Here is a 22,042-nt window from a genome sequence, read left to right on the forward strand (position 1 = left end):
AGGACACATGACGACTTCGCCCCAGGACCTCCCCGTTCCGAGCGAGGAACGCCGTGCCGCCGCCGCCCCGGACGCGCCGTCGCCCGACGCGGGCACGCCTGAGGCGCGTCGCCCGGAGCCGAACTCGCCGGACGTGATTACCCCGGAGCAGGCGCGCTGGGTGCAGCAGCTGGTGCAGGCCTGCGGTGACGCGGTCGCCGAGGTGATCCAGGGCAAGCGTAGGGTCATCGATCTAGTGTTCGCGAGCGCCCTGGCCGGCGGCCACGTGCTCCTCGAAGACGTGCCCGGCACGGGCAAGACGGCGCTGGCGCGCGCGCTCGCCGCAGTGATCCAGGGCACCTCCGCTCGCATCCAGTTCACGCCCGATCTGCTCCCGGGCGACGTGACCGGCATCTCCGTGTACGACCAGCGTGCGGGGGTGTTCGAGTTCCATGCCGGGCCGGTCTTCGCGAACGTGGTGCTCGCCGACGAGATCAACCGGGCCAGCCCCAAAACGCAGTCCGCGCTGCTCGAGGTGATGGAGGAGGGCCGGGTCACCGTTGACGGGGTCTCACACGACGTCGGCAGCCCCTTCCTCGTGATCGCCACCCAGAACCCCGTCGAGCAGGCGGGCACCTATCGCCTCCCCGAAGCGCAGCTCGACCGTTTCATGATCAAGACGGCGATCGGCTACCCCGACGCGAGCGCCATGCTGCAGATTCTGCAGCAGCATCGGGGCACCCAGGAACCGGTGCCCGCCGTGGTGTCGACCGCGATGGTGGCGCAGGCACAGGCCTTCGTGAACCGGGTCTATGTGAGCCCGTTGGTCGCCGACTACGCGGTGCAACTCGTCGAGGGAACCCGGCGCGCGAGCGAGGTGCGCCTCGGGGCGAGCGTGCGAGGCGCGCTCGCGCTCGTGCGCATCGCGTCCGCGTGGGCGGCGAGCCAGGGGCGGCACTACGTCACACCGGACGATGTCCGTGATCTCGCGCTGCCCGCGCTCGCCCACCGGCTCGTGTTGGAGCCCGAGGCCGAATTCGACGGGGTGACCGCCGAGCAGGTCGTGGGCCAGGTGATCCTCGACACCCCCATTCCCCAGGAGAACGGCACGGCGTGACCGCGGTCCCCCCTCCCACACGCGGTAGCGAGACGACTCGGACGGTCGCCCGCACCGAGACGCGTGCACCCAGCGTGCCGCGAAAGGTCCGGCTGCGGCACGTCTGGCGGCGGACCGCCCTGCGGCTGCGGCGGGCGTGGGGCCGCCTCACCCACGTCGTCACTCCGGCCGGGGGCTTCGTCGCGAGCGCCGCGGTGCTCGCGGCCGTGCTCGGGGCGAGCCTCGGCTGGATCGAGGCCTGGGCGGTCGCGGTCGCGGCGGCGCTCCTGCTGCTCGTGGCGCTGCCATTCCTGGTGGGCGGCCGAAACTACGCGATCCGGATCGCCGCGGACCGCCTGCGCGTCGTCGCCGGCGACGAGGTGCGACTCGCGGTGGAGATCACCCAGACCGCGGCACGGCCCAGCCTCCCCGCGCGCGCAGAACTGCCGGTGGGGCCCGCGCTGCGCGAGCTTGCGATCCCCGCGCTGGGCGCGGGCGGCCGCACGGAGTTGCCGCTCGCGGTGCCCGCACCGCACCGCGGGGTGATCACCGTGGGGCCGCTCACCGTCGCCCGGCGCGACCCCGTGGGGCTGCTCCGCAGAGAACTCACCTGGCCCGACCGCCACCTCGTGCACGTCCACCCGGTGACCACCGCACTGCCCCCGAGCACGGCGGGGCTCGTCCGCGATCTGGAGGGCGATCCGAGCCGCCGGCTCACCGACGCCGACCTGTCCTTCCACGCGGTGCGGGAGTACGCTCACGGCGACGCGCGCCGGCACATCCACTGGCGGTCGACGGCAAAGACCGGGACACTCATGGTGCGCCAATACGAGGAATCCCAGACCGCGCGCACCGCCGTGCTGTTCGACGCCAATCGTGCCGAGTATCTGAGCGCCGACGCGTTTGAGCTCGGGGTCAGCGTCGCGGCCTCGATCGGGCTGCAGGCCGTGCGCGAGGGCCGGGAACGCTTTGTCGCCGCCCAGTGGGTCCCCGGGCGGGAGCGCTCGGCGATTGACGGGCTCGAGGAACTCCCCTCCCGCACCCCGACCCAGCTGCTCGACGCCTGGGCGCGCCTCACCCCGACGGACCAGGCCGCCCCGGTGGAACGGATCGCGCGCGGGCTCGCCGAATCGCGGCGGCCGCTCTCCCTCGTGGCGGTCGTGACCGGTTCGCGCGTGGACGCCGGGCGACTGCGCCGGATCGCGGCCGTGTTCCCACCGGACGTCGCCGTGTTGATCGTGCGCTGCGAGCCCCTGGCGGATCCCGTGGCGCATCGCGGTGAGGCTGGTGCCGTGCTGACGGTTGGCGCGCTCGGGGACCTGCCGCAGCTGCTGCTGCGTCGAGGTGCCGCGTGAGCGGGCGGCGGACCCCGGCGCCGGGCACCCCGCACGCGGCCGCGGTGTGGGGCCTTGTGGTCGCCCTGGCGGCGCTCACCGGTGCGGCCGCGTGGCCCATCTATCAGACCCCTCGGGTGTGGGTGCTCGTGGGTATCGCCGCGGCGACGGCGGGCGGGATTGTCTGGGCCGGGCTGCGGTGGCGCTGGGGCGCGACCGCCGCTGCCGCGCTGCTGCTTGGTTTCGTGGCGCTGCTCGTGCCGCTCGCGGTGCCGGACGCGTTGGGCGCTGACCCGCAGCGCCTGCTCCGCGGACTCGGGGACGGGCTCGGCGCGGTCGCACTCGGCTGGAAACAGATCCTCACCCTCACCCTCCCGCTCGGCGAGTACCAGGCGGTCCTGGTCCCACTGCTCGTCACCGTGTATCTCGCGGCCGCCGCGGCCGTGTGGCTCGCGCTCCGCTCCGCGCGGAGTGCGGTGTGGGCCGCCTTTCCGGCGCTCGGGGGCGTCGCCTTCGGGACGCTCCTCGGCCCCGCGGAACTCAGCGAGCCGCTCACGTTCGGCCCGGCGACCATCGCGGCCCCGCGGGAGCTCGCGCTGTGGGGTGCCGCCGGACTGCTCATCGCGCTCTGGATCGGCTGGACCTCCGGGGCCGCGCGCCGCGCCGCGCTGCGGCTCGGTCGTGGTCCCGGATCCCGCTCGCGCGGGCTGCGCCGCGGGGCTGTGGGGGCCGGGATCGTGCTCGTCGCGCTCGCCGCGGGCGCGGCCGTCGCACCCGCGCTCGCGACGTCCCCCCGGGTGGTGCCGCGCGATCGGATTGACCCCGTGATCGTCGTGCGCGAGCAGACGAGCCCGCTCGCGAGCTATCGGCTCTCGAAACGGGATGCCGCGCTGACCGCGCCGCTGTTCCGCGTCGCGAGCGAGGGACCGCTCCCGAGCCGACTGCGGCTCGCCGTGCTCGACCACTTCGACGGGGTCGATCTCACCCCCACGGCCGGGGCGGGGAGTTTCACGCGATTCCCGAGCGGGGTCCCGGCGCCGGAGCCGAGTCAGGTCGAGGTGGCAATCGATTCCGGGTACCGCGGAATCTGGGTGCCGCTCGGCTCGGGGCTCGGTGCGCCCCCCGAGTTCGGGGGACCGCGCGCCGCCGAACTGAGCGACGCGTTCTACCTCGACCGTGACACCGGGGCAGGGATCGCCGTGCCGACCGCGGCGGGACTGCGCGCGGGGGACACCTACGTGGCGGAGCTGAGCGCCGCAGCGGATCCGTCGCTCGGGGAGCGCCCGGCTGCCGACGCCCCCCGCATCGACCTCGCGAGCCACCCGCAACTCGACCGGTGGCTCCGCGCCCAGCAGCTTCCGGCGAGCGGGCAGGGGCTTCGAGACGGCATCGAACGGCTGCGGGATCGCGGGTATCTCAGCCACGCGCTCAGCGACGACACGAACCGGGAGTGGCTGGACCGCCTCGCCGCGGAATCCGGCACGCGCTTCGTGGCGAGCGCGGGCGGCCACTCCACCGCGCGCGTCGAGGAGCTCTTCGCGCAGCTCAACGAGCAAGAAGAAACGGCGGGCGCAACGGCGAACGCGGAGGCCCTCGTGGCCGGCGTGGGCGACGACGAGCAGTTCGCGGCGGCGGCGATGCTGCTCGCCCAAGCGATGGGGTTCGACGCGCGCGTCGTCCTGGGGGTGCGGATCGGGGGCGAGGGCGTGCCCGGGGTGCCGGCGTGCACCGACACCTGCGCGGGGGAGCACCTTGCCGCCTGGATCGAGGCGCGCGGTGCCGACGGGGTGTGGGCGCCCCTGGATGTCACGCCGCAGGTGGTGGTACCGCCCCGATCCCTGGACACGGGCGAACGGCTGCCCGAATTCCCGACCGTGCCGGAGGAACGCGACGCACCAGAACGAGACCCCGAGTTTGGTGCGGGGCTCGGGGACGTGGCGCCGCAGCAGCCCGGAAGCGATCGCCGCGACGCGGCCGCAGCGCCCGTGCTGCGTTGGGTCAGCTGGGGAGCCGCGGCGCTCCTGCTCACCGCCCTCGCGGTGCTCTTTGTCCCCGCGGTGAAGTGGGCGCGGCGACGGTCCCGACGGCGCGCGCCGACGCCCGAGACACGCGTGCTCGGTGCGTGGGAGGAGTTCCTCGATGCGCACGTTGACGCGGGGACCCCGGCGCTGCGCGAGGCCGCGCGGGCACCGGGCGCGCGCAGCCGTCGCGATCTGGCCCGGGCGCTCCCCGGGGGCCCGCCGATCGCGGACGCGGTCGATCGCGCCGTCTTCGCCCCGACGGCCCCGAGCGCGGCGGAGGCCGAGGACGTCTGGGGTGCGGTAGGCGCGGAAACGGCGCGGATTCGCTCGGAGCAGTCCCGCTGGGAGCGGCTGCGGGCGCGGTTCACGCTCGCCTCGTTCGGGGTGGGCGGGTCACGAGGAGGACGGCGATGACGAGTCACGATCCCGCACCGCACCGCACGGACTCTGCCGCGAGTTCCTCGCCCGCCCCGCCGGTGCCGGAACCGAGCGACGAGCGCTCCGCCCAGGATCTCGCGGCCCTCATGTTCAAGCCGCCGCTCGACCCGGTGCGGCGGATCCCGCGCGCCCCGGGACCGACCCTCGCCCGGCCGCGCCCCGGGCTCGCGCCGCAATTGCCGCATGTTTACGGCGCGCGGCCCCTGCCGGTGCCCGATGCCGCGCCGGTCGCGAGCGCCGGACCGCCCCTGGCCGCCGGGCCCGAGCGCACAGCCCAGCGCTCGATGGCGCGACAGAACCGCCGCTTCCGGTGGCTGGCCCTCGGCGGCGGTGCTGCGGTGCTCGTGACCGTCGCGGGTGGTTTCTGGATGCTGGGGCGGCTCGCAGCGGCCTGGCTCTAGTGGCAGCATGCCCGGGGCCGCGTAGAATATGAGGAGGCGAAACCGGAGTTATTCGCCACAGGTGGAGCTTCGGGCAGCCGAACAACATGGAATGGTGGTACACCCGTGAACCTCGATCTCAGCAGTGGAGGATTCGCCATCGTCGGGGCGATCCTTGGCATCTGGGGGCTCGTCGCGTTCGTGTTCTACCTGTGGTACCTGTGGGCGTTGTCCAAGCTGTTCCCGTACCTGGGGCTGCCAAGCAGCCACGGCTGGATCCCGGTGTGGAACCAGTGGCAACTCATCAACCGGGCGGGGCTCCCGGGATGGGTCGTGCTCCTGGCGGTGGTACCCGGGCTCGTCGTCGTCGGGATCGTGTTCAGCATCATGGCGGTGCACCGGCTCAACAAGGAGTTCGGGAAGGACGTCTCGTACACCGTGCTGGGCGCGTTCCTGCCGCCGATCTGGGCGATGTTGCTCGCGAGCCACATCTCCGACGGGATGTACGCGGGGGCGAGCGTCTACACGGGAGAAACGGCGTTCCCGCCGTTGTCACCCCAGCGCTCCGCGTCGGCCTGGCCCGAACCCGTGGCGCCGGGCGAACCGCGGCAGGCTGCGCCCGCAACGCCGGCCGCACCTCCCGAGAATCCGGCCTGGCGGGGCTTGCCGCCGGTGCCGCCCGGAGCGCTCTCGGGTGCGCCGTCCGCGCCAGCCGCGCCAGTGGCACCCCCGACGCCAGCGGCACCGCCTGCGCCAGCCCACGCCCCGGCGCAGGGAGGAGAACAGCCGTCGGTGCCGGCCGATGCCCCGGCACCGCGAGACCCGCACGAGCTCAACGACTGGGGCTTCAGCCGAACGACCGAGGGAAACTTCGAGCGTCTCGCGGCCGAGGAAATCGGCGAGCGGCACGCTCAGCCGCTCGGTGCCCCTCGCCCGGCTGAGCCGTTTGCATGGCCCGGCGACACGGGCGACCCGCGACGGGACTCCGCCGCGGACTCGGCCGCGGCGTACGCCGCGCTCCCGAGCGCGGGCCCGAGCGAAGCGCCGGGCGGGCGTGTCTCGGAGCCGGCGCGCGTCGAGGTCGCGGAGCCGCAGAGTGAAGTATCCGCTGCCCCGCCGTCCGCCCCCGAACCGCCAGAGCGCGCGACCCCGTCGGTGCCCGAGGCGGAGACCCCCTCGATCTTCGACCTCGATCCGGTGGCCCCGGATACCGCCGCACGTCGGGATCAGGTATCGCAGGATCCGGTGCCGCAGGATCCGGCCTCGGGTCCGGCCTCGGGTCCGGCCTCGGGTCCGGCTCACACGGACGTCCCGGCACCGGATTCCGCCCCGGCTCCTGTCGCGGCCGCCGCGCCGCCGGTCCCCGCGGCATCGGCTCGCGCATCCGTCCCATCCCGACCCGACGACGCGCACACCCGCGCGCTCGAACTCGACGGGGACGCACTCGACGATCGCACCGTCGTGGTATCCGCTCCGATCCGGTGGGGCCTTGAACTCCCGGGCGGCGACATCCTTGAACTGCTCGGTGATGACCTGATCGTGGGACGAAAGCCAGAACGAATGGCGGGAGCGGATGTGCTCGCCCTGCCCGATCCCACGCGCACCGTCTCCAAGTCGCACGCGCGGTTGCGCTTCGACGGCGAGGCGTGGACCGTGGAAGACCTGCACTCCACGAACGGGCTGTCCGCGGTGGACGCGGCCGACAGTCTCACCCCGCTCGCACCGGGACACATCCACCCGATTCCTGAGCGCATGGTGCTCGGCACCCTGGAGGTCCGGGTGCGGCCGCTCGAGCGCGGCGAACTGCTCTAGCGGTGCCGCGCAGCCGGGCTTCGCGATATCGCTCGGAGCGAAGCTGAGTGCACACCCGGCAAATCGGCTGCCCACACTCAGCTTCGAGCGCGTAGGGTGAGGCCTGTTGGCGTGGTACCGTTCCGCGTCGGGGAGGGGCGTTCGAGTGAAGGTCATCAGCTACAACCTGCGGAAGAACCGCGCGGTCACCGAGATCGCCGCGCTCGCCGAGGATCACGAGATCGACGTGTTGTGTCTGCAGGAGGCTGAGGCCGTGGCGCTCCCCGCCGAGCTCGGCGAGCTGAGCCTGGTGCACGCGACGGAACGGAACCGGCTTGGACTCGCGATGTACGTCCGCGCCGATCGCTTCGTGACCCGGTCGGCGCACACGTTCCAGCTCAAGAAGTCGCTGCACGACCGCCTGCTTGCCCCCGCCCACGAGCGGCTGCTGGGTGCCCGGCTGCACGATCGGCACACGAGTCGGGATCTCGTCGTGGCCTCCTTCCACGCGGCGCCGCTCACCGCCCTGAACTCGCTGCGACGGCACCAGATCCACGCGGCGCTCGGCGAACTGCGCGCCCTCGGGCCGGGGCTGCCCGCGCTCATGGTGGGCGACTACAACTATCCGGTATTCAAGGGGCGGCTCGACACCGAGATGCGCGATCACGGCTACGAGCTCAGCCTGAGCGACAAGCGCACCTACACGCGGTACAAGATGTTCCGCGGACACTTCGACTTCGCCACGTCGATGGGGATGGACATTGCAAGCGTGTCCACGCTGGGTCGAGGGCTCTCGGACCACCTCCCGATCCTGATCTCGGCCGGCCTCAGCGCCGAACGCCTCCCGGTCGCCGCCTAACACCCCGCGCCACGGTTCCCCCCGCGGTCGCCCGACCGCGTCACCCAAAACCTCGGAGATCCTGCGCCCAAGTCCGATTTCGGGAGGAAATCTCCGAGGTTTTCGTGAATCTCCTGCGCAATGGACGGGGTGCGAGCGCCCCGCGCGCGCCCGCACCCCTGCGCACGCCCCGCGCCAATCGTTTGGGCCCGGTTCCCCCTGCAGCCACCCGACCGCGTCACCCAAAACCCCGGAGATCCTGCGCCCAAGTCCGATTTCGGGAAAGAATCTCCGAGGTTTTCGTGAATCTCCTGCGCATTGAACGGTGGGCGAGTGCGCCGGGCGAACACGCCGGGCGCCGGGCGAACGGGGCGAACCACGCGAGCACGCCGTGCCGGGCACCCCGCCCTCGGTGATCGACCCTCACGCCCGCGTCCGAGCACCCCTTCTCACGCCCCGCGCCAATCGCCCGGCCGCGTCAGAGGTTTGGTCGGGATCCTTCCCTGCAGTCACCCGGCCGCGTCACTCAAAACCCCGGAGATCCTGCGTCCAAGTCCGATTTCGGGAAAAAATCTCCGAGGTTTTCGTGAATCTCCTGCGGGTTGAGCGGTGGGCGAGCGCGCTGCGCGCGCCCGCACCCCTTCTCACGCCCCGCGCCAATCGCCCGGCCCGGTTCGCCCTGCAGTCGCCCGGCCGCGTCACCCAAAACCTCGGAGATCCTGCGCCCAAGTCCGGTTTCGGGAAAAAATCTCCGAGGTTTTCGTGAATCTCCTGCGGGTTGAGCGGTAGGCAGGCGCGCGGACTGGGGCGCACGCGCGGGGGCGAACGGGGTGAGCTGTGGCTGCGTCACCGCGACACCCACAGCTCACCCTTCGCGGGGCGTGTGCGCCCGTCAGGCGGTCGGCGCGAGCACCGGGGGCGCGGCCGCCTCGACGCGCTTCCGCGGGCCAAACAGCACGACGCCCGCTGCGGCAAGGATGAGGAGCGCCGAGCCCAGCAGCATGAGCTGTTCCGCGACGCTGAGCTGGAACCCGCCGGCGTCGACCGGCCCGGGAATGAGGCCGCTGAGCTGCGTGGGGTCCTCGTCGACGAGGCCGGCGGGGGCCGCCGACTTCGCGGTTGCGGGGATCACGACCTCCACCCAGCCGGCGAAGGAATTGTCGGCTGCGGTGAACGCGAACTGATACTTCCCGCCCGTCAGGCGAGAAATGTCGACGCGGAGCTCACTGTCGCTATTCGCGCGGATCCAGTCGATCGCGGTGGCCTGCGGGTAGACGTGGAGGAAGTACCAGTCGCCCGGCTTCGCCTGCGGGATCGAGATGTACGCGATCCCCTCGGACACCCGCACGGTCACGCCCCCGGCGTTCGCCCGCGTGAGGTCCCGCGCGGATGCGACGGGTGGTTCCGGCTTCGTCTCGGGCTTGGGCGCGGCCTGACTGCCCGGGGCCCGGGCGGCGCCCGTCCCGGAAGACGCGGTCTGCGATGCCTCCGGTGTGCCGGCGGGCTGCAGCACGGGCACCGACGGTGTCGGTTGGGGGGGTGGTCACCGGACGCGTCACCGGTGGATCGACCGGCGGCGTCACTACCGGCGGCTTCACGACCGGGGGCGTGACCACGGGCGGCACGGGGAAGCCGATCACTGGCTCGGGCGCTTGCGACGCCGCCGGCGCCGTCCAGCGCACGGTGTTCAGCAGAAGCTGCACGCCGCCGGGCGACCAGTTGCGCGCGTCGATGGCCGAGGACGTGCCGTGGAGCGCGAGGTACGCGTGCCGATTCGTCGCGCGCTGGTCTACGGCGAGCCCGGTGCCGAGCGCCGTGGTCGTGGTGACCTGTGGGTCGACCGAGGCGTCGGTGGCCTGCATGACGGTCTCGGCGATCACGGTCGGCGCGGTGCCGCGGAGCCCGTCGAACCAGGCCGCCCACTTGGTGCCCGCGGTCGCCGAGTTCTGGACGATGACGGATCCGACGCCAAACGCCTCGGGGCTGAGCAGCCCGCCGGCGAGGATCTCGTGATCGGCCGTGACCCGGTAACCTACGGCACTCGCGGAGCGGTCGCCGGCCGCGTCGCGGCTGGCGGGATTGCCGAGGGTGCGCTGCAGCGCGGCGATGCCGCTGGATTCCGAATCCCCGAGGTCGAGCCAGATGATGCCGGATCCTGACGCGTCGGTCGCCGCGATCGAAGCATCGATCTGCGCCCGCGACACCGTGCCGGCGGGAGCATCCCACAGCACCGCGTCGTACGTGCCGAGCTCGGTGAGGTCTTCGGGAACGCTCGCGCGGGACTCCGCAACGAAGCCGTTGTCGGCGAGAAGGGCGGCGGTGCTCCCGCCGGAGTCCCCGAGCACCAGCACGCGGCTGAGGTTCGCGAGACGGAACGACACCGTGGTGGTGAGCGCCGCGCGCACGGGTGCGGCGGCCGAGATCGCCTCGGCTTTGCCCTCGGCCGCGACCCGCACCCGGTATTCGCCGACGGGCATCGCGTCGAAGCGGAACGCGCCGCGCGCGTCCGTCGTGGTGGTGAGTTCGATGCCGGCGATCGACACCGCGGCACCCGCCACGGGGGCGGAGCTCGCGTGATCGACCACGGTTCCGCTGAGCGTGCCGACGGTGATCGGCGTCAGGGGGAGCGAGAGCTTCGTGAAGCCGGTCGCGGCGACGGTGACGGTGGCGCTCTGCGCCGTCTCGAAGCCAAAACGCTCAGCGGTCAGCGTGTAGCTCCCGGGTCCGAGGCGGGCGGTGAAGCGGCCCTGGGCATCGGTGGTCCAGGTCTCGCCGCGGTCACCGTAGCTCACGGTCGCGCTCGCGATGGGGGCGCCGGTGCTCGCGTTGACGACGGTGCCCGTCACGCCCGATTCCCCGCGAAGCTCGCTGAGTGCGGCGTGGACGTCGATGCGCCCGCTGCCGTAGCCGATGTCGGCGCCGGCCGCGGGATCTGGGTGCCACGCCGTGCGCTTGAGTGCGTCCTCGATCTCGGTGACTGAGAGTCCGGCCTGCGCGGAGCGGATGAGTGCGACCGCGCCGGCCACGTGCGGGGTGGCCATGGAGGTGCCGCTCGACTCCCCGAATTTCCCGCCCGGCATCGCGGAGAACACCTTGACGCCCGGCGCGGAGATGTCGGGCTTCACATAGCTGTCGGGCCAGCCGAACTCGCGGGTGATCTCGCGGTCCCAGGCGACAACGCCGCCGCTCGACTGCGGATCGACGAGATCCTCGGCATTGGTCATGCCCACGGCGACCGCGTCGAAGTAGTTGCCCGGGGAGGAGGTGGTGCCGGCCTTGTTGCCGATGGCGACCGCGGGGAAGATGCCGGCGTCGCGGACGTTGCGGATCGCGCGCGCCAGATCCGGCTCGAAGCCGCTCGACCCCAGGGACATGTTGATGACATCCGCGGGGCGCCCGGCGGGTGCGCCGGTGCCGTCGGTGGGGGCCATGACCCACTCGAGGGCGGCGAGGATCTTCGCGGCGCTGCCGCCGCCGCTCAGGACGTTCGCGGCCATGAGCTCCGCGTCCGGGGCGACCCCGATGCTCGTGCCCGAGGCGCTGCCGCCGAGCACGGTTCCTGCCACGTGCGTGCCGTGCGACCCAGGATCGGTGGGCTTCGTGACCAGGGGCTTCCCGGTTCGGTCGAAGTTGATCCACCCGCCGGGGTAGGTGGGATCGCCGGTGCCGCGGCCGACGAGCCGCGCGCCGATGTCCGGGTGGGTCGCGTCGACTCCGGTGTCGAGGACCGCGACGCGCACCCCCTGCCCGCGGGCGCCGAAGTCGCGCCACACGTCGTCCGCGGCGATCTTCTCGATGCCGTAGGTGACCGGGACCTCCGCGGCGGCGATCGCTGCGGTTTCTGCCTCGGCGGCCGCGGCCGCGGTTTCAGCTTCGCCGGCGACGGCGGGGTCCGGCGTGGTCTCGGTGGGTAGCGTCCCCTCGGATGGGGCGATGTCGTCGAGGGGTTCCACGGTGAAGTTGGGCGTCACCTCGATGGCGCCGGGGAGCGCGGCAAGCTGCGTCAGCACGCGTGCGCTCGGGGCCGCCGACACCAGGACCGCGTTGGTGACCCAGAAGCGGTTGAGGACCTCGATGTCTCCGGGTGCGGTGAGGGTGGCGAGCTCCCGGTCGATGCTGTTCCAGTGCGTGTCCGCGTCCTGCTGGAGCGCCGCCGCGGCGAGCTCGGGATCGCCCTGGGCCGACGGGGCCACGCCGGGGTCGGTGAAGTAGACCAGGACTTCCACCCGGCCGGTGCGGTCGTCGATCCAGTCCTCGGTGGGCGGTTCGCCCGTGTCTTCGTCGTCTGCGGGGGTTTCGGCGTCACCCGGGCCGGCGGGCGGCCCGGCCGGCGTCTGGCCGGGGACCTCCGCGGCTGGGACGCCGATGGGGGTGTCGAGCGCGGTGCGGAACGGGCTCGACGCCGCGGTGCCGAGGGCGTCGGTCAGTTCGGGGCTGACCTCAGCGGTGGTGCGCGCGGGTTCGATGCTCGCGGCACGGTTGAGGGGGTGGGTCTGGTGAAGATTCCCCGTCGTTGCGTGCACCGCTGGCGTCGCGACACTCAGCGCGAGCGCGGCGCACACCACTGGGGCGAGCGCCACGGCTCGCCACCTTGTGGCGCGGTGTCGCGGGGGTGCCGGGGAGCGTGTGGGCAGGTCTGACATGAGTCCTCGGAAACGGTTGATGAGGGCGAATGGTGGAACATCTGATGAAGTTTAGGCTAGTCTAACCAAAGTTCACTCTTAGATCAGATGAAAGTAAGCCGTGCCTTATTCACTCCCTTTCGAACGGTCGGCGCACACGCGACGCTGGGCCGCCTGCATCGCATCAGTCCTGATTCTCACGCTCAGCGGGTGTGGGCTCATCGTGGGGGACGGGGCGAACATCGCCGACGTGGCCCACGCATCGGAGGCGAGCCCCCGCACGTTCACCGGCCCCGACACCGCGGTGCTCACGTCCAACGACATCACCCCGATCGCCACTGACCCCCAGCCACAGCTTCCGGTCACGTTCACCGGCCTGGACGATGTCGCGGTCACGATCGACGACACGAGTCGCATCCTGGCCCTCGACGGCACCGGGAGCCTCGCGTCGATCGTGTTCGGTCTCGGCTTCGGCCCGAACGTGGTCGGGCGCGACCTGACGACGGGCTTCGCATCCGCGAAGGATCTGCCGCTCGTCATGAATAATCACACGCTCAACGCCGAGTCGATCCTCGCGCTGAACCCCACGCTCGTCCTGACCGACTACAGCGTGGGCCCGTACGACGTCCAGATGCAGATCCGAAACGCCGGCATCCCGGTGGTGTTCTTCGATCCCGCAGCGGATTTCGATTCGATCCCGCGGCTGATCGGCGACGTCGCGACCTCGCTCGGAGTCCCCGAGCTCGGCGACGACTACGTCGCCGACTATGAGCGACGGCTCGCGGACACCCTCGCGCGGATCGACGCCGTGGTCCCGGTGGCTGAGGAAGACAAGGTGCGGATGGTGTTCCTGTACATGCGGGGCCGCGCGGGCGTGTACCACCTGTTCGGCAACAACCCGGATGGCACCACCGGCGCCGCCGGCGTCATCATCGAGACGCTGGGCGGGATCGATGCCGCGGGCGAGAACGACTGGGAAAGCGGGGCGCTGACCGCGGAGGGCCTGCTCAAGCTTGAACCCGATCTCTATCTCATGCTCACCCTGGGACTGGAGTCCGTCGGCGGCATCGACGGGTTGATGACCGTGCCGGGCGTGGACCTGACGCCCGCCGGAGAACGACAGCGCGTGGTCGATATGAGCGACTACGAGATGTTCACCTGGGGACCGCGCACCCCCGAGGTGCTGACCGCCCTCGCGGAGTCCGTGTACCGCGTGGATCTCGACGAGGTGGAACTGCCATGACCGAACGCACCGATGCGCGCGAGGAGCTCAAGACCGTCGCGCTGCCGGAGGTCGCGGCCGAGCCGCTCGCCCTGCCCCGCGTCCTCGACTACGAGGCGGAGCGCGCGAAGCTCCCCACCTCCAACGCGCGTCGCGCCACCGTGCTGTTCATCGTGCTCGGCGCGGGGCTCGTGGTGGCCACCCTGGTCGCGGCGGCCCTGGGGCAGATGCAGATCCCGGTCGTCGAGGTGATCGGGTCGCTCTGTCGCCGCGCCGGGCTCAGCTGCGGTGCGGCGGCCAGCCACGTCAACACCGACGCGGTGCTGTGGGAGGTCCGGTTCCCCCGAGTCGTTTTGGCGGTGCTCGTCGGTGCCGCGCTGGCGTCCGCCGGGGCGATCATGCAGGGGGTCTTCGGGAACCCGCTCGCGGACCCCGGCGTCGTCGGGGTGTCCTCCGGTGCCGCGATCGGCGCGAGCCTCATGATCGTGACCGGGCTTGCCGCGGGGAGCACCTTCGCGATCCCGCTGGGCGCCTTCGTCACCGGCGTGACCACCGCGCTCGTCGTGTACTCCATCTCGCGATCCCGCGGGAAGACCCAGGTCATTACCTTGATCTTGGTCGGCGTCGCGGTGAACGCGTTCGCCGGTGCCGCACTGGCGCTGATGACCTTCTCCGCCACAACAAACCAGCGCGAGCAGATCGTGTTCTGGCAGATGGGAAGCCTCGCCGGAGCGCTGTGGGACTCGGTCGCCACGGTCCTGCCCCTGCTCGCCGTCGGCCTCGTGCTCGCGTTCACGGTCGCCGGAAAACTCGACCTGCTGAGCCTGGGGGATGATGCCGCGCGGCACCTCGGCCTGAACATCGAACGGCTCCGCGTCTTCGCGATCATCATCGTGGCCGTGCTCACCGCCACCGCGGTGGCGTTCGCCGGGATCATCGGGTTCGTCGGGCTCGTGGTGCCCCACATCATCCGCATGGTGATGGGGCCGGGCCACCGGGTGCTGGTGCCCGCGAGCGCACTGGGTGGGGCGCTGCTCCTGGTCGTCGCCGACACCTTTGCCCGCACGGCGCTCCCGTACGCGGAGCTTCCGCTCGGCATGATCACCGCCCTCGTCGGTGGCCCCTTCTTCTTCTACCTCATCAAGAGCAGCAGCGCATCACGAAACGGAGGGTGGTAATGTCCGCGATGTCGTTCCGATGGCCACGCACCCCGGCGGTCCCGCCCGAGCCGGCGGCACCGGGAACCCCTCTCCTGCGAGCCCGCGGGGTCGCCGTCACGCTCGGTGGGAAGCCGATCGTCGAGGCGATCGACCTGGACGTGCACGCCGGGGAGATCGTGGCGATCATCGGCCCCAACGGTGCCGGCAAATCGACCCTGTTGGGTGCGCTCGCGGGCGACTACGGGTACACCGGATCGATCGAGATTCTCGGGACCGAACTCACCGCGACGGCGCCGCGAGACCTCGCGCTGCGCCGCGCGGTGCTCCGCCAGAGCAACGCCATCAGCTTCCCGTTCTCCGTGGTCGACGTCGTGAAGATGGGGCGGGCACCCTGGCGCAGGATCAGCACCGTCGAGGAGGACGACCGTGTGATTGCCCAGGAGCTGCTGCGCAGCGACACCTATCGCTTCGCGGAGCGCGCCTTCCCCTCGCTCTCCGGCGGTGAACGCGCGCGGGTCGCGCTCGCGCGCGCGATGGCGCAGCGCACCCCGCTGCTGTTCCTCGACGAGCCGACCGCGGCACTGGACATCAACTATCAGGAGCAGGTGCTCGCGGTCGCGCGGCGCACGGCGCGTCAGGGCAACGGCGTGGTGGTGGTGTTGCACGATCTCGCCGCCGCGGCGGTGTACGCCGACCGGATCCTGCTCCTCGAAGACGGGCGGGCACGGGTGTGCGGAACGCCCCGCGAGGTCATGCAGCCCGAGCTGCTCAGCGCCGTCTACCGGCACCCGGTTCGCGTGCTCACCGACACCGACGGATCACCGCTCGTGGTCCCGACACGCTTCGCAGACGACCCACCGGCGACGGATCCCGCGCCCGGATCCCCAACACCTCAGGAGGTTCCTCGATGAACACGCGGCTGATGACCCCACCGCACACGCCGCACCCCGTCAGATTCGGCGTCGCGGCCGCCATCCTCACCGCGCTGCTCGCGCTGTTCGGCCTTGCGCTGACCCCGGCGCCGGCCCACGCGGCCGGGCGCGTCGACGTCTCGCCCGCTCCGAGCGCTGACGGTGAAACGACCGTGACGCTGTCGGGGAGCGGCTTCCAGTATCTGCCGAACGCGCCGGGCGGCATCTATGTGTCGTTCGGCGTCGTGCAGGATCCCCAGACGAATTCGTGGGCCCCGAGTCAGGGCGGGAAATCCGGCGAGACGTTCGGCTACGCCGCGACCAGCGGTGCGACGATCCTCGTGAGCTTCGCCGGAGGTTCGTCGGCGGACGCCGCGAACGCGCTGATCGAGGCGGACGGAACCTGGACGGCTCAGATGCGGATCCCCGGGAGTTCCTTCCCCTCGATCTCCGGCAACCCGCACGCGGGGGAGGCGGCCGAGGGGGCCACGATCGATTGCCTCCAGGTCCAGTGCGGCGTGATCACGTTTGGAGCGCACGGGATGGTGAACGCACACAACGAATCGTTCACCCCCGTGAGCTTCATGACCGCCGAGGGCACGCTCGCCTCCGGTACGGCGGGGCAGAGCTTCGAGGACGGCGGAGTCGCCCCGGGGGCTTCGACGGTCACGGACGACGCGGCAACCTCGGTGGAGGTCCCCGGCGCCGGGGGCGCGGCGCCGAGCGGATCGACTCCGTCGTCCGAACCGAAGCCCGCGGACGCACCGGTCGCCGCTGCCGCCCCGCAGACCGCGCAGCCCGCACCCGAAGCATCCGGGCTTTCGAGCAGCGCGTTGGTGGTCGGCGTGCTCGCATTCGCCGTCGCCGCGCTGCTCGGGGCCGTGGTCTTTGCACTCGTGCGGCGGGCGCGCGCGGCACGAGTGGTGCGTGCCGCGGCCGCCGCGCAGCCCCCGGCGGCGGGGGAGCCGCGCCTCGACGCGCTCTCGACCGACGCGCGCGGCGACTCGGGCACAACGCCCCATCCTCAGACCCAGGAAACACAGATCAATGCGGCGGCGGAAGCGATCCGGCACCGGGAAGGAGCGCTGTGAACGCGCACACGAAACCACGGCTGAGTCGCCGTTGGGCGGCGGTGAGTGCCACCGTGGCGCTCCTCGCGCCCGCGGTGATTCTGGGGGCGGGGGCGCCGGCTTTCGCGGCCCCGGCCGACGCTGCGCCACAGGCCGCAGCCACCGCTCAGGCCCCGACGGGAGGCACGCTCGAGTGGGGGGGTCCGGCAGTCCATCCGCACCTACCTCGAACAGTTCGGGCACACCGAAGGCCGGATCGCCGCGGAAGGCGGGGCGACGTACGCGAGGGGCGACGCCGCGGCGAAGTTCCCGCTGAAATCGGGCACCGTCGATCCTGCGGCCGGGACCGCGGCGCTCCAGTTCGGTGGGGCCCTCGAAATGATCGGATTCGGGGAGTCCTGGCTGTACTTCACGAACCTGCGCCTCGACGTTGCGCAGGATCAGGCGGTCCTCACGGTCGACCTCATTGAGAGCTACAACGTCAAGACCCGCACGGACGACATCGTGCTGTCCACCTTCCCCGTGAAGGCGGGCGATCTGAAGATCACGGGTGATCAGCTGAGCTTCACGACGCAGGCGGGCCGTTTCGGCAGCGACATCGGAGTGACGCACCTCCCGTCATACGGCGGGCCCACCTACGCCGCGCCGAACGATCACACGGATCCGCTGACCGTGCGACTGGGCTTCGGTGCTGACGGCGGCGTGGACCCGGGGACGGATCCCGGCACCGGCCCGGGCACCGATCCCGGCGTCCCCGAAACTGGCCCGTACGGGACCAGCACGGGGCGGGCATACTCCGACAGCGCCGCCCAGATCCGCGTCACGCCCGGCTACGCCGTCGCCGCGGACGGGGGCACGACGCTGACCGTGAGCGGGTCTGGCTTCGACCCGGGAACGGCGGCGGCCCCCGCGAACATCTATGTCGGCCTCGGGACGATGAGCGATCCGGCGCGGCCTGAGGCGTGGCGTCGCAGCCAGGGCGGGACCAGCGGTCCCCTCGGCTTCGGCGACTACACCTACGGCCTGACCCGCCTCGCCGTCAGCCACTACTCCGCTGATGGCGACGTCGCGGACGCGACGATCGATGCGGAGGGAAACTGGTCATTCACCCTGGAGGTGCCGGGGAAGTCGATCCCCGGGTTCTTCGGGGACACGATCGACTGCGTCGCGCAGCAGTGCGGCATTTTCTCCTTCGGCGCCCACGGCAACGTGAAGGCGGCGAACGAGGCCTTCACCCCCGTGTTCTTCGACGGACAGGACTCGACGGGCTGGCCCGATCGCGACGGCGATGACGACGACAACACGACGCCGCCCGTGGTGGTGCCGCCGGTCGTGAAGCCGCCCGTGGTCACGCCTCCGGCGGAGAAGGACTGCGCGCCGAACGGGAGCTCGACCGGGCGCAATGCCGAGGGCGCCGTTCTCGAGGTCACCCCGGCGAAGTGCCTGGGTGACGCCAACCAGAACGTCACCGTGAAGGGGTCTGGCTACCCGACGTCCCGCGACGGGGCCACATTTGGCGGCCTGTACGTGCTCTTCGGCTGGGTCGATCCGAGCGAGCCCAACTGGGCACCGACCCAGGGCGGGGCGAGTGGCAGGACGTTCACCTACGCAAACGACGGGAAGCCCGCCGGAACCTTCCAGCAGATGGTGAATTTCCCGGGAAATACCACGGGTCCGGGCATGCCGACGATGGACGACAAGGGCAACTGGGAAATGGAGTTCCCGATCGAGAAGTCCCAGTTCACCAGCGCTCAGGCGAAAGAGGTGGACTGCATCAAGATGACCTGCGGGATCATCACGATCGGCGCGCACGGCCTGCCGCTGCAGGGTGGCGAGGTGTTCACCCCCGTGTACTTCACCGCGGACGAGAAGGACACGGGAACCGAGAAGCCGGACGGCGGCGGAACGACGCCCACCGCCAACCCGAACGCGAACACCCCGACCGGTGGTGGCCAGCAGCCCGCGGGGAACACCCCGAACGCGGCCGCGGCCGGCGCGAGCGGACCGCTCGCGAAGACCGGCGACGAGGCACTGCGCGGGCTCCTCTTCGGGGGCGTGCTGATGCTCAGCGCCGCGGCCTTCGCCTTCGCGATGCTCCGGCTGCGCCGCCCGACGGCCACCGCCGCAACAGAGTTGTAACCGAAATGTGGGCCGGGAGCGCAGCCACGCCCCCGGCCCACCGACCCGGCGCCACAGGCGCCGACTCCCCAATGCAAGAAAGGGAATCATGAAACTATCACGACCGCCGCTGGGAAGCGGCGTCACCCCGAGTCGGCGGCGGCGCCTCGCCGTTGCGACCGCGCTGGGCACGGCGTCAGCCCTGGTGTTCTCGGGCATGATCACGAGCCCGGCGCTCGCGGCACCTCACGGTGAGAGCACCGGCACCGGCACGGGCACGAACTCGACGGACTGGTCGCCCGCGCTCTCCGTGGCACCGGGCCTCGAACTCGACCCGGCGAGCCCCAACACGCTCAGCCTGACGGGCACCGGCTACGCCACCTCGAACGCGTGGGGTGCGACCTTCGGCGGGGCCTACATCCTGTTCGGTGTGGTCAACCCGCAGACTGCCGAGGACTCGGGCAGCTGGGCCCCCTCGAAACGAGGGGTGAGCGGCAAGCACTACGATTACGCCGGCGGCGCCGGCACGAACCAGATCATGGTGAACTACCCCGGCAACGACACCGAACCCGGGTCGCCATACATGGACGAGCAGGGGAATTGGGCGGCGGAGTTCACGATTCCCGGCCCGCAGTTCACCTCGCAGGCGGGCAACGCGATCGACTGCTTTGTGCAGGAGTGCGGGATCATCACCATCGGTGCCCACGGCCAGGCACAGGCCGGCGTCGAGGTGTTCACCCCGGTCACCTTCGCGCAGGCCGCCACGATCGTGGCGCAGCCGGCGGATCAGACCGTCACCGCGGGGACCGACGCGGTGTTCACCGCCGAGGCATCCGGGGCTCCCGCCCCGAGTGTGCAGTGGCAGTCCCGGGCCTCGGAGTCCGAGGAGTTCACGAACGTCGAGGGCGCGACGGCACCGACGCTCACGCTGCCCGCGGTCGAGACCTCGGCGAGCGGCACCCAGGTTCGCCTGGTCGCGACGAACGACGCGGGGAGCGCGACGTCGAATCCCGCAACGCTCACGGTGAACGCACCCGCTACCGCGACCACCACCACCGTCGCGCCGCAGGCCGTGGGAAGCTACCCCACCGACTTCGCCGGCAAGGACGTTGCCGTATCGGCGACCGTCGCGCCCGCGGAGGCGGCGGGTACGGTGGAGTTCTTTGCGAACGGGGTGAGCCTCGGCAGCGCCGAGGTGGCCGCGGGTACCGCCACCCTGACCACGCAGGCACTCGTGGGCGGCGCGCAGCAGGTGACGGCCGTCTTCACCCCGGCTGACGCCACGGTGTTCGAGCTCTCCGAATCGGCAGAGCGCAGCTATCGGATCGTCGACCTGGCACCCGCTGTGCAGGCGATCTCGCAGGGCGCGACGACCCGGAGCATCGCGAACGCCCAGTTCCGGTGGTCGGTCGCCAACTGGATGAGCTTCGGCAGCGGCCCCGCCAAGCAGGTGCTCAGCGGGGACCAGGTCGCGCTGTCGCCGCTCCCCGAGGACGCCACCGCGACGGACCGCGCGAACCAGGAGTTCGTGTTCTCGGGCGGCACCGGAGCCGAGGATGCCGCGGGCAACCGCGTCGTGTCGTTTGACGGCACCGTGCGGCTGACCTCCGGCCTGATGCCGCGGTGGGACTTCAGCAACCCGCGTGTGCACACGAACGCCGCCGGCGACGGGTACATTACGGCGGAGGTTGGCGTCACCTACTTCGGCAGTGAGGTGGGCGGCGAGGACGAGACCTTCACTCCCGGCCGGATCGTGGTGTCGACGTTCCGCGGGGGCACGACCACCGCTGACGGGGAGTCCACGCGGTTCGACGCGACGCCCCTCTTCGAGGGCCAGGTCGCCGCGGGCACCTGGGCGGGCGAGTTCACCGGGGCGACGTTCACCAATGAGTTCCTGCAGTACGTCAATGGGGGAGTGCGCTCCTTCCTGCTCCAGACGGGAACCACCGGTTCGAACCTGACGAAGCCGGCCCTTCCGGTCAGCCTGACCTTCGCGTCCGCGGAGGTCGCGGCACCGGCACTGACGGTGTCCCCGGCCGGCGAGCTGCCGCGCACGAGCACCGATGTGACGATCGCGGGGACCGGGATCGACGCGTCGGCGATGACCGCGTGGGGCACCCCGCAGCCGGCGGGCGTCTACGTGTCGCTCGGCTGGATCGCGAACGGCGGGTGGAAGCCCTCCGAGAACGCACCCTCGAACACCCGGGTCGCGGTCGCGACGCGCTGGGTGCAGGAGACGCAGGCCACCGAGGGCGACTCCGTGCAGTGGACGCGCGGCGCGAACGACCGCGCAAGCTTCAGCTTCACGCTGCCCGGCATCACGTACACCGACGTCATGGCCAAGAAGCCCGCGGGCGACTACCGTCTCGCCGTGTACGCGATCGGTGCGGGCGGCGTGCGGCAGGCGATGAACGAACTGTCGGTCGACCTGAAGTTCGCTCCGGAGACCGTCAAACCGCCGGTGGGCAAGGTGCCGTTCACGGATATGCAGCCGGGCGACAAGTTCTATCAGGAGATCGCCTGGATGTGGAAGACGAAGCTCTCGACGGGCACGAAGCAGGCGGATGGCACGGTGAAGTACCTGCCGAAGCAGAACGTGTCGCGTGAGGCGATGGCGGCGTTCCTATACCGACTGGAGGGCGCGAAGTATCAGGGCCCGAAGGTGTCGCCGTTTGCGGACGTGCAGCCGGGTGACAAGTTCTACAACGAGATCACGTGGATGTACGCGGAGAAGATCTCGACGGGCACGAAGCAGGCGTCGGGCAAGCCGAAGTTTATGCCGAAGAGCCAGATCACGCGTGAGGCGATGGCGGCGTTCATGTACCGCGTGGAGGGGGCGAAGTTCTCCGCCCCGAAGGTGTCGCCGTTTGCGGATATGCGGCCGGGGGACAAGTTCTACCGGGAGATCGCGTGGATGCAGCATTCGGGGTTGTCGACCGGAACGAAGCAGCCGTCGGGGAAGCCGAAGTACCTGCCGAAGGGTGCGACGTCGCGTGAGGCGATGGCGGCGTTCATCTACCGCTCACAGCACTAGCTCGACCTGAGCGGTGGTGCTGGCGCGG

At 71.4% G+C, this 22,042-nt stretch carries 13 protein-coding genes; 12 read left to right on the forward strand and 1 reads right to left on the reverse strand.

From position 1 onward, the window contains the following. The first annotated feature begins 7 nt into the window (after window positions 1–7). The 6 genes from D3230_RS10760 (at window position 8) to D3230_RS10785 (ending at window position 7,898) form a co-directional block, all read left to right on the forward strand. Window positions 8–1,096 (forward strand): AAA family ATPase, encoded by a 1,089-nt coding sequence (locus D3230_RS10760; RefSeq protein WP_202345033.1) that lies wholly within the window; start codon window positions 8–10, stop codon window positions 1,094–1,096. Then, window positions 1,093–2,430: a DUF58 domain-containing protein gene (locus D3230_RS16430; protein ID WP_202345034.1), complete on the forward strand. Its 1,338-nt coding sequence runs from the start codon at window positions 1,093–1,095 to the stop codon at window positions 2,428–2,430. The genes D3230_RS10760 and D3230_RS16430 overlap by 4 nt, the downstream gene beginning before the upstream one ends. Then, window positions 2,427–4,844 carry a transglutaminase domain-containing protein gene (locus D3230_RS10770; RefSeq protein ID WP_202345035.1) on the forward strand — a complete coding sequence of 806 codons (2,418 nt, stop codon included), beginning with the start codon at window positions 2,427–2,429 and terminating at the stop codon, window positions 4,842–4,844. The genes D3230_RS16430 and D3230_RS10770 overlap by 4 nt, the downstream gene beginning before the upstream one ends. After that, the gene (locus D3230_RS10775) at window positions 4,841–5,269 is read left to right on the forward strand and encodes a hypothetical protein (protein ID WP_202345036.1); all 429 of its coding nucleotides are present in this window, start codon (window positions 4,841–4,843) and stop codon (window positions 5,267–5,269) included. Before D3230_RS10770 ends, D3230_RS10775 begins: the two co-directional genes overlap by 4 nt. Before the next feature lie 105 nt (window positions 5,270–5,374). After that, window positions 5,375–7,060 carry a DUF5684 domain-containing protein gene (locus tag D3230_RS10780; RefSeq protein WP_202345037.1) on the forward strand — a complete coding sequence of 562 codons (1,686 nt, stop codon included), beginning with the start codon at window positions 5,375–5,377 and terminating at the stop codon, window positions 7,058–7,060. 145 nt (window positions 7,061–7,205) lie between these two features. After that, a complete protein-coding gene (locus tag D3230_RS10785) occupies window positions 7,206–7,898 on the forward strand; it encodes an endonuclease/exonuclease/phosphatase family protein (protein ID WP_202345038.1) in 693 nt (230 codons plus the stop codon). 1,211 nt (window positions 7,899–9,109) lie between these two features. Here the strand turns inward: D3230_RS10785 and D3230_RS10790 are convergent. Next, on the reverse strand, window positions 9,110–12,457 hold the full coding sequence (locus tag D3230_RS10790; RefSeq protein ID WP_202345039.1) for a S8 family serine peptidase: 3,348 nt from the start codon (window positions 12,455–12,457) through the stop codon (window positions 9,110–9,112). Between the two features lie 163 nt (window positions 12,458–12,620). Between D3230_RS10790 and D3230_RS10795 the strand changes: the two genes are divergently transcribed. From D3230_RS10795 to D3230_RS10820, 6 genes are all read left to right on the forward strand, one after another. After that, window positions 12,621–13,742, forward strand: a complete 1,122-nt coding sequence (locus D3230_RS10795) for an ABC transporter substrate-binding protein (RefSeq protein ID WP_202345040.1) — start codon at window positions 12,621–12,623, stop codon at window positions 13,740–13,742. Beyond that, entirely contained in the window at window positions 13,739–14,899 is a 1,161-nt protein-coding gene (locus tag D3230_RS10800) for a FecCD family ABC transporter permease (protein WP_202345041.1), read from the forward strand. Before D3230_RS10795 ends, D3230_RS10800 begins: the two co-directional genes overlap by 4 nt. Next, complete coding sequence (locus tag D3230_RS10805) at window positions 14,899–15,792, forward strand: heme ABC transporter ATP-binding protein (protein ID WP_237467358.1); 894 nt, start codon at window positions 14,899–14,901, stop codon at window positions 15,790–15,792. Before D3230_RS10800 ends, D3230_RS10805 begins: the two co-directional genes overlap by 1 nt. Beyond that, window positions 15,789–16,883 carry a hypothetical protein gene (locus D3230_RS10810; RefSeq protein WP_202345042.1) on the forward strand — a complete coding sequence of 365 codons (1,095 nt, stop codon included), beginning with the start codon at window positions 15,789–15,791 and terminating at the stop codon, window positions 16,881–16,883. Before D3230_RS10805 ends, D3230_RS10810 begins: the two co-directional genes overlap by 4 nt. A 120-nt stretch (window positions 16,884–17,003) precedes the next feature. Further along, a complete protein-coding gene (locus tag D3230_RS10815) occupies window positions 17,004–19,001 on the forward strand; it encodes an HtaA domain-containing protein (protein ID WP_202345170.1) in 1,998 nt (665 codons plus the stop codon). 88 nt (window positions 19,002–19,089) lie between these two features. Then, window positions 19,090–22,014 carry an Ig-like domain repeat protein gene (locus D3230_RS10820; protein WP_202345043.1) on the forward strand — a complete coding sequence of 975 codons (2,925 nt, stop codon included), beginning with the start codon at window positions 19,090–19,092 and terminating at the stop codon, window positions 22,012–22,014. The last annotated feature ends 28 nt before the right edge of the window (window positions 22,015–22,042 follow it).

Source organism: Leucobacter chromiireducens subsp. solipictus, assembly GCF_016758195.1.
Lineage (GTDB): Bacteria > Actinomycetota > Actinomycetes > Actinomycetales > Microbacteriaceae > Leucobacter > Leucobacter solipictus.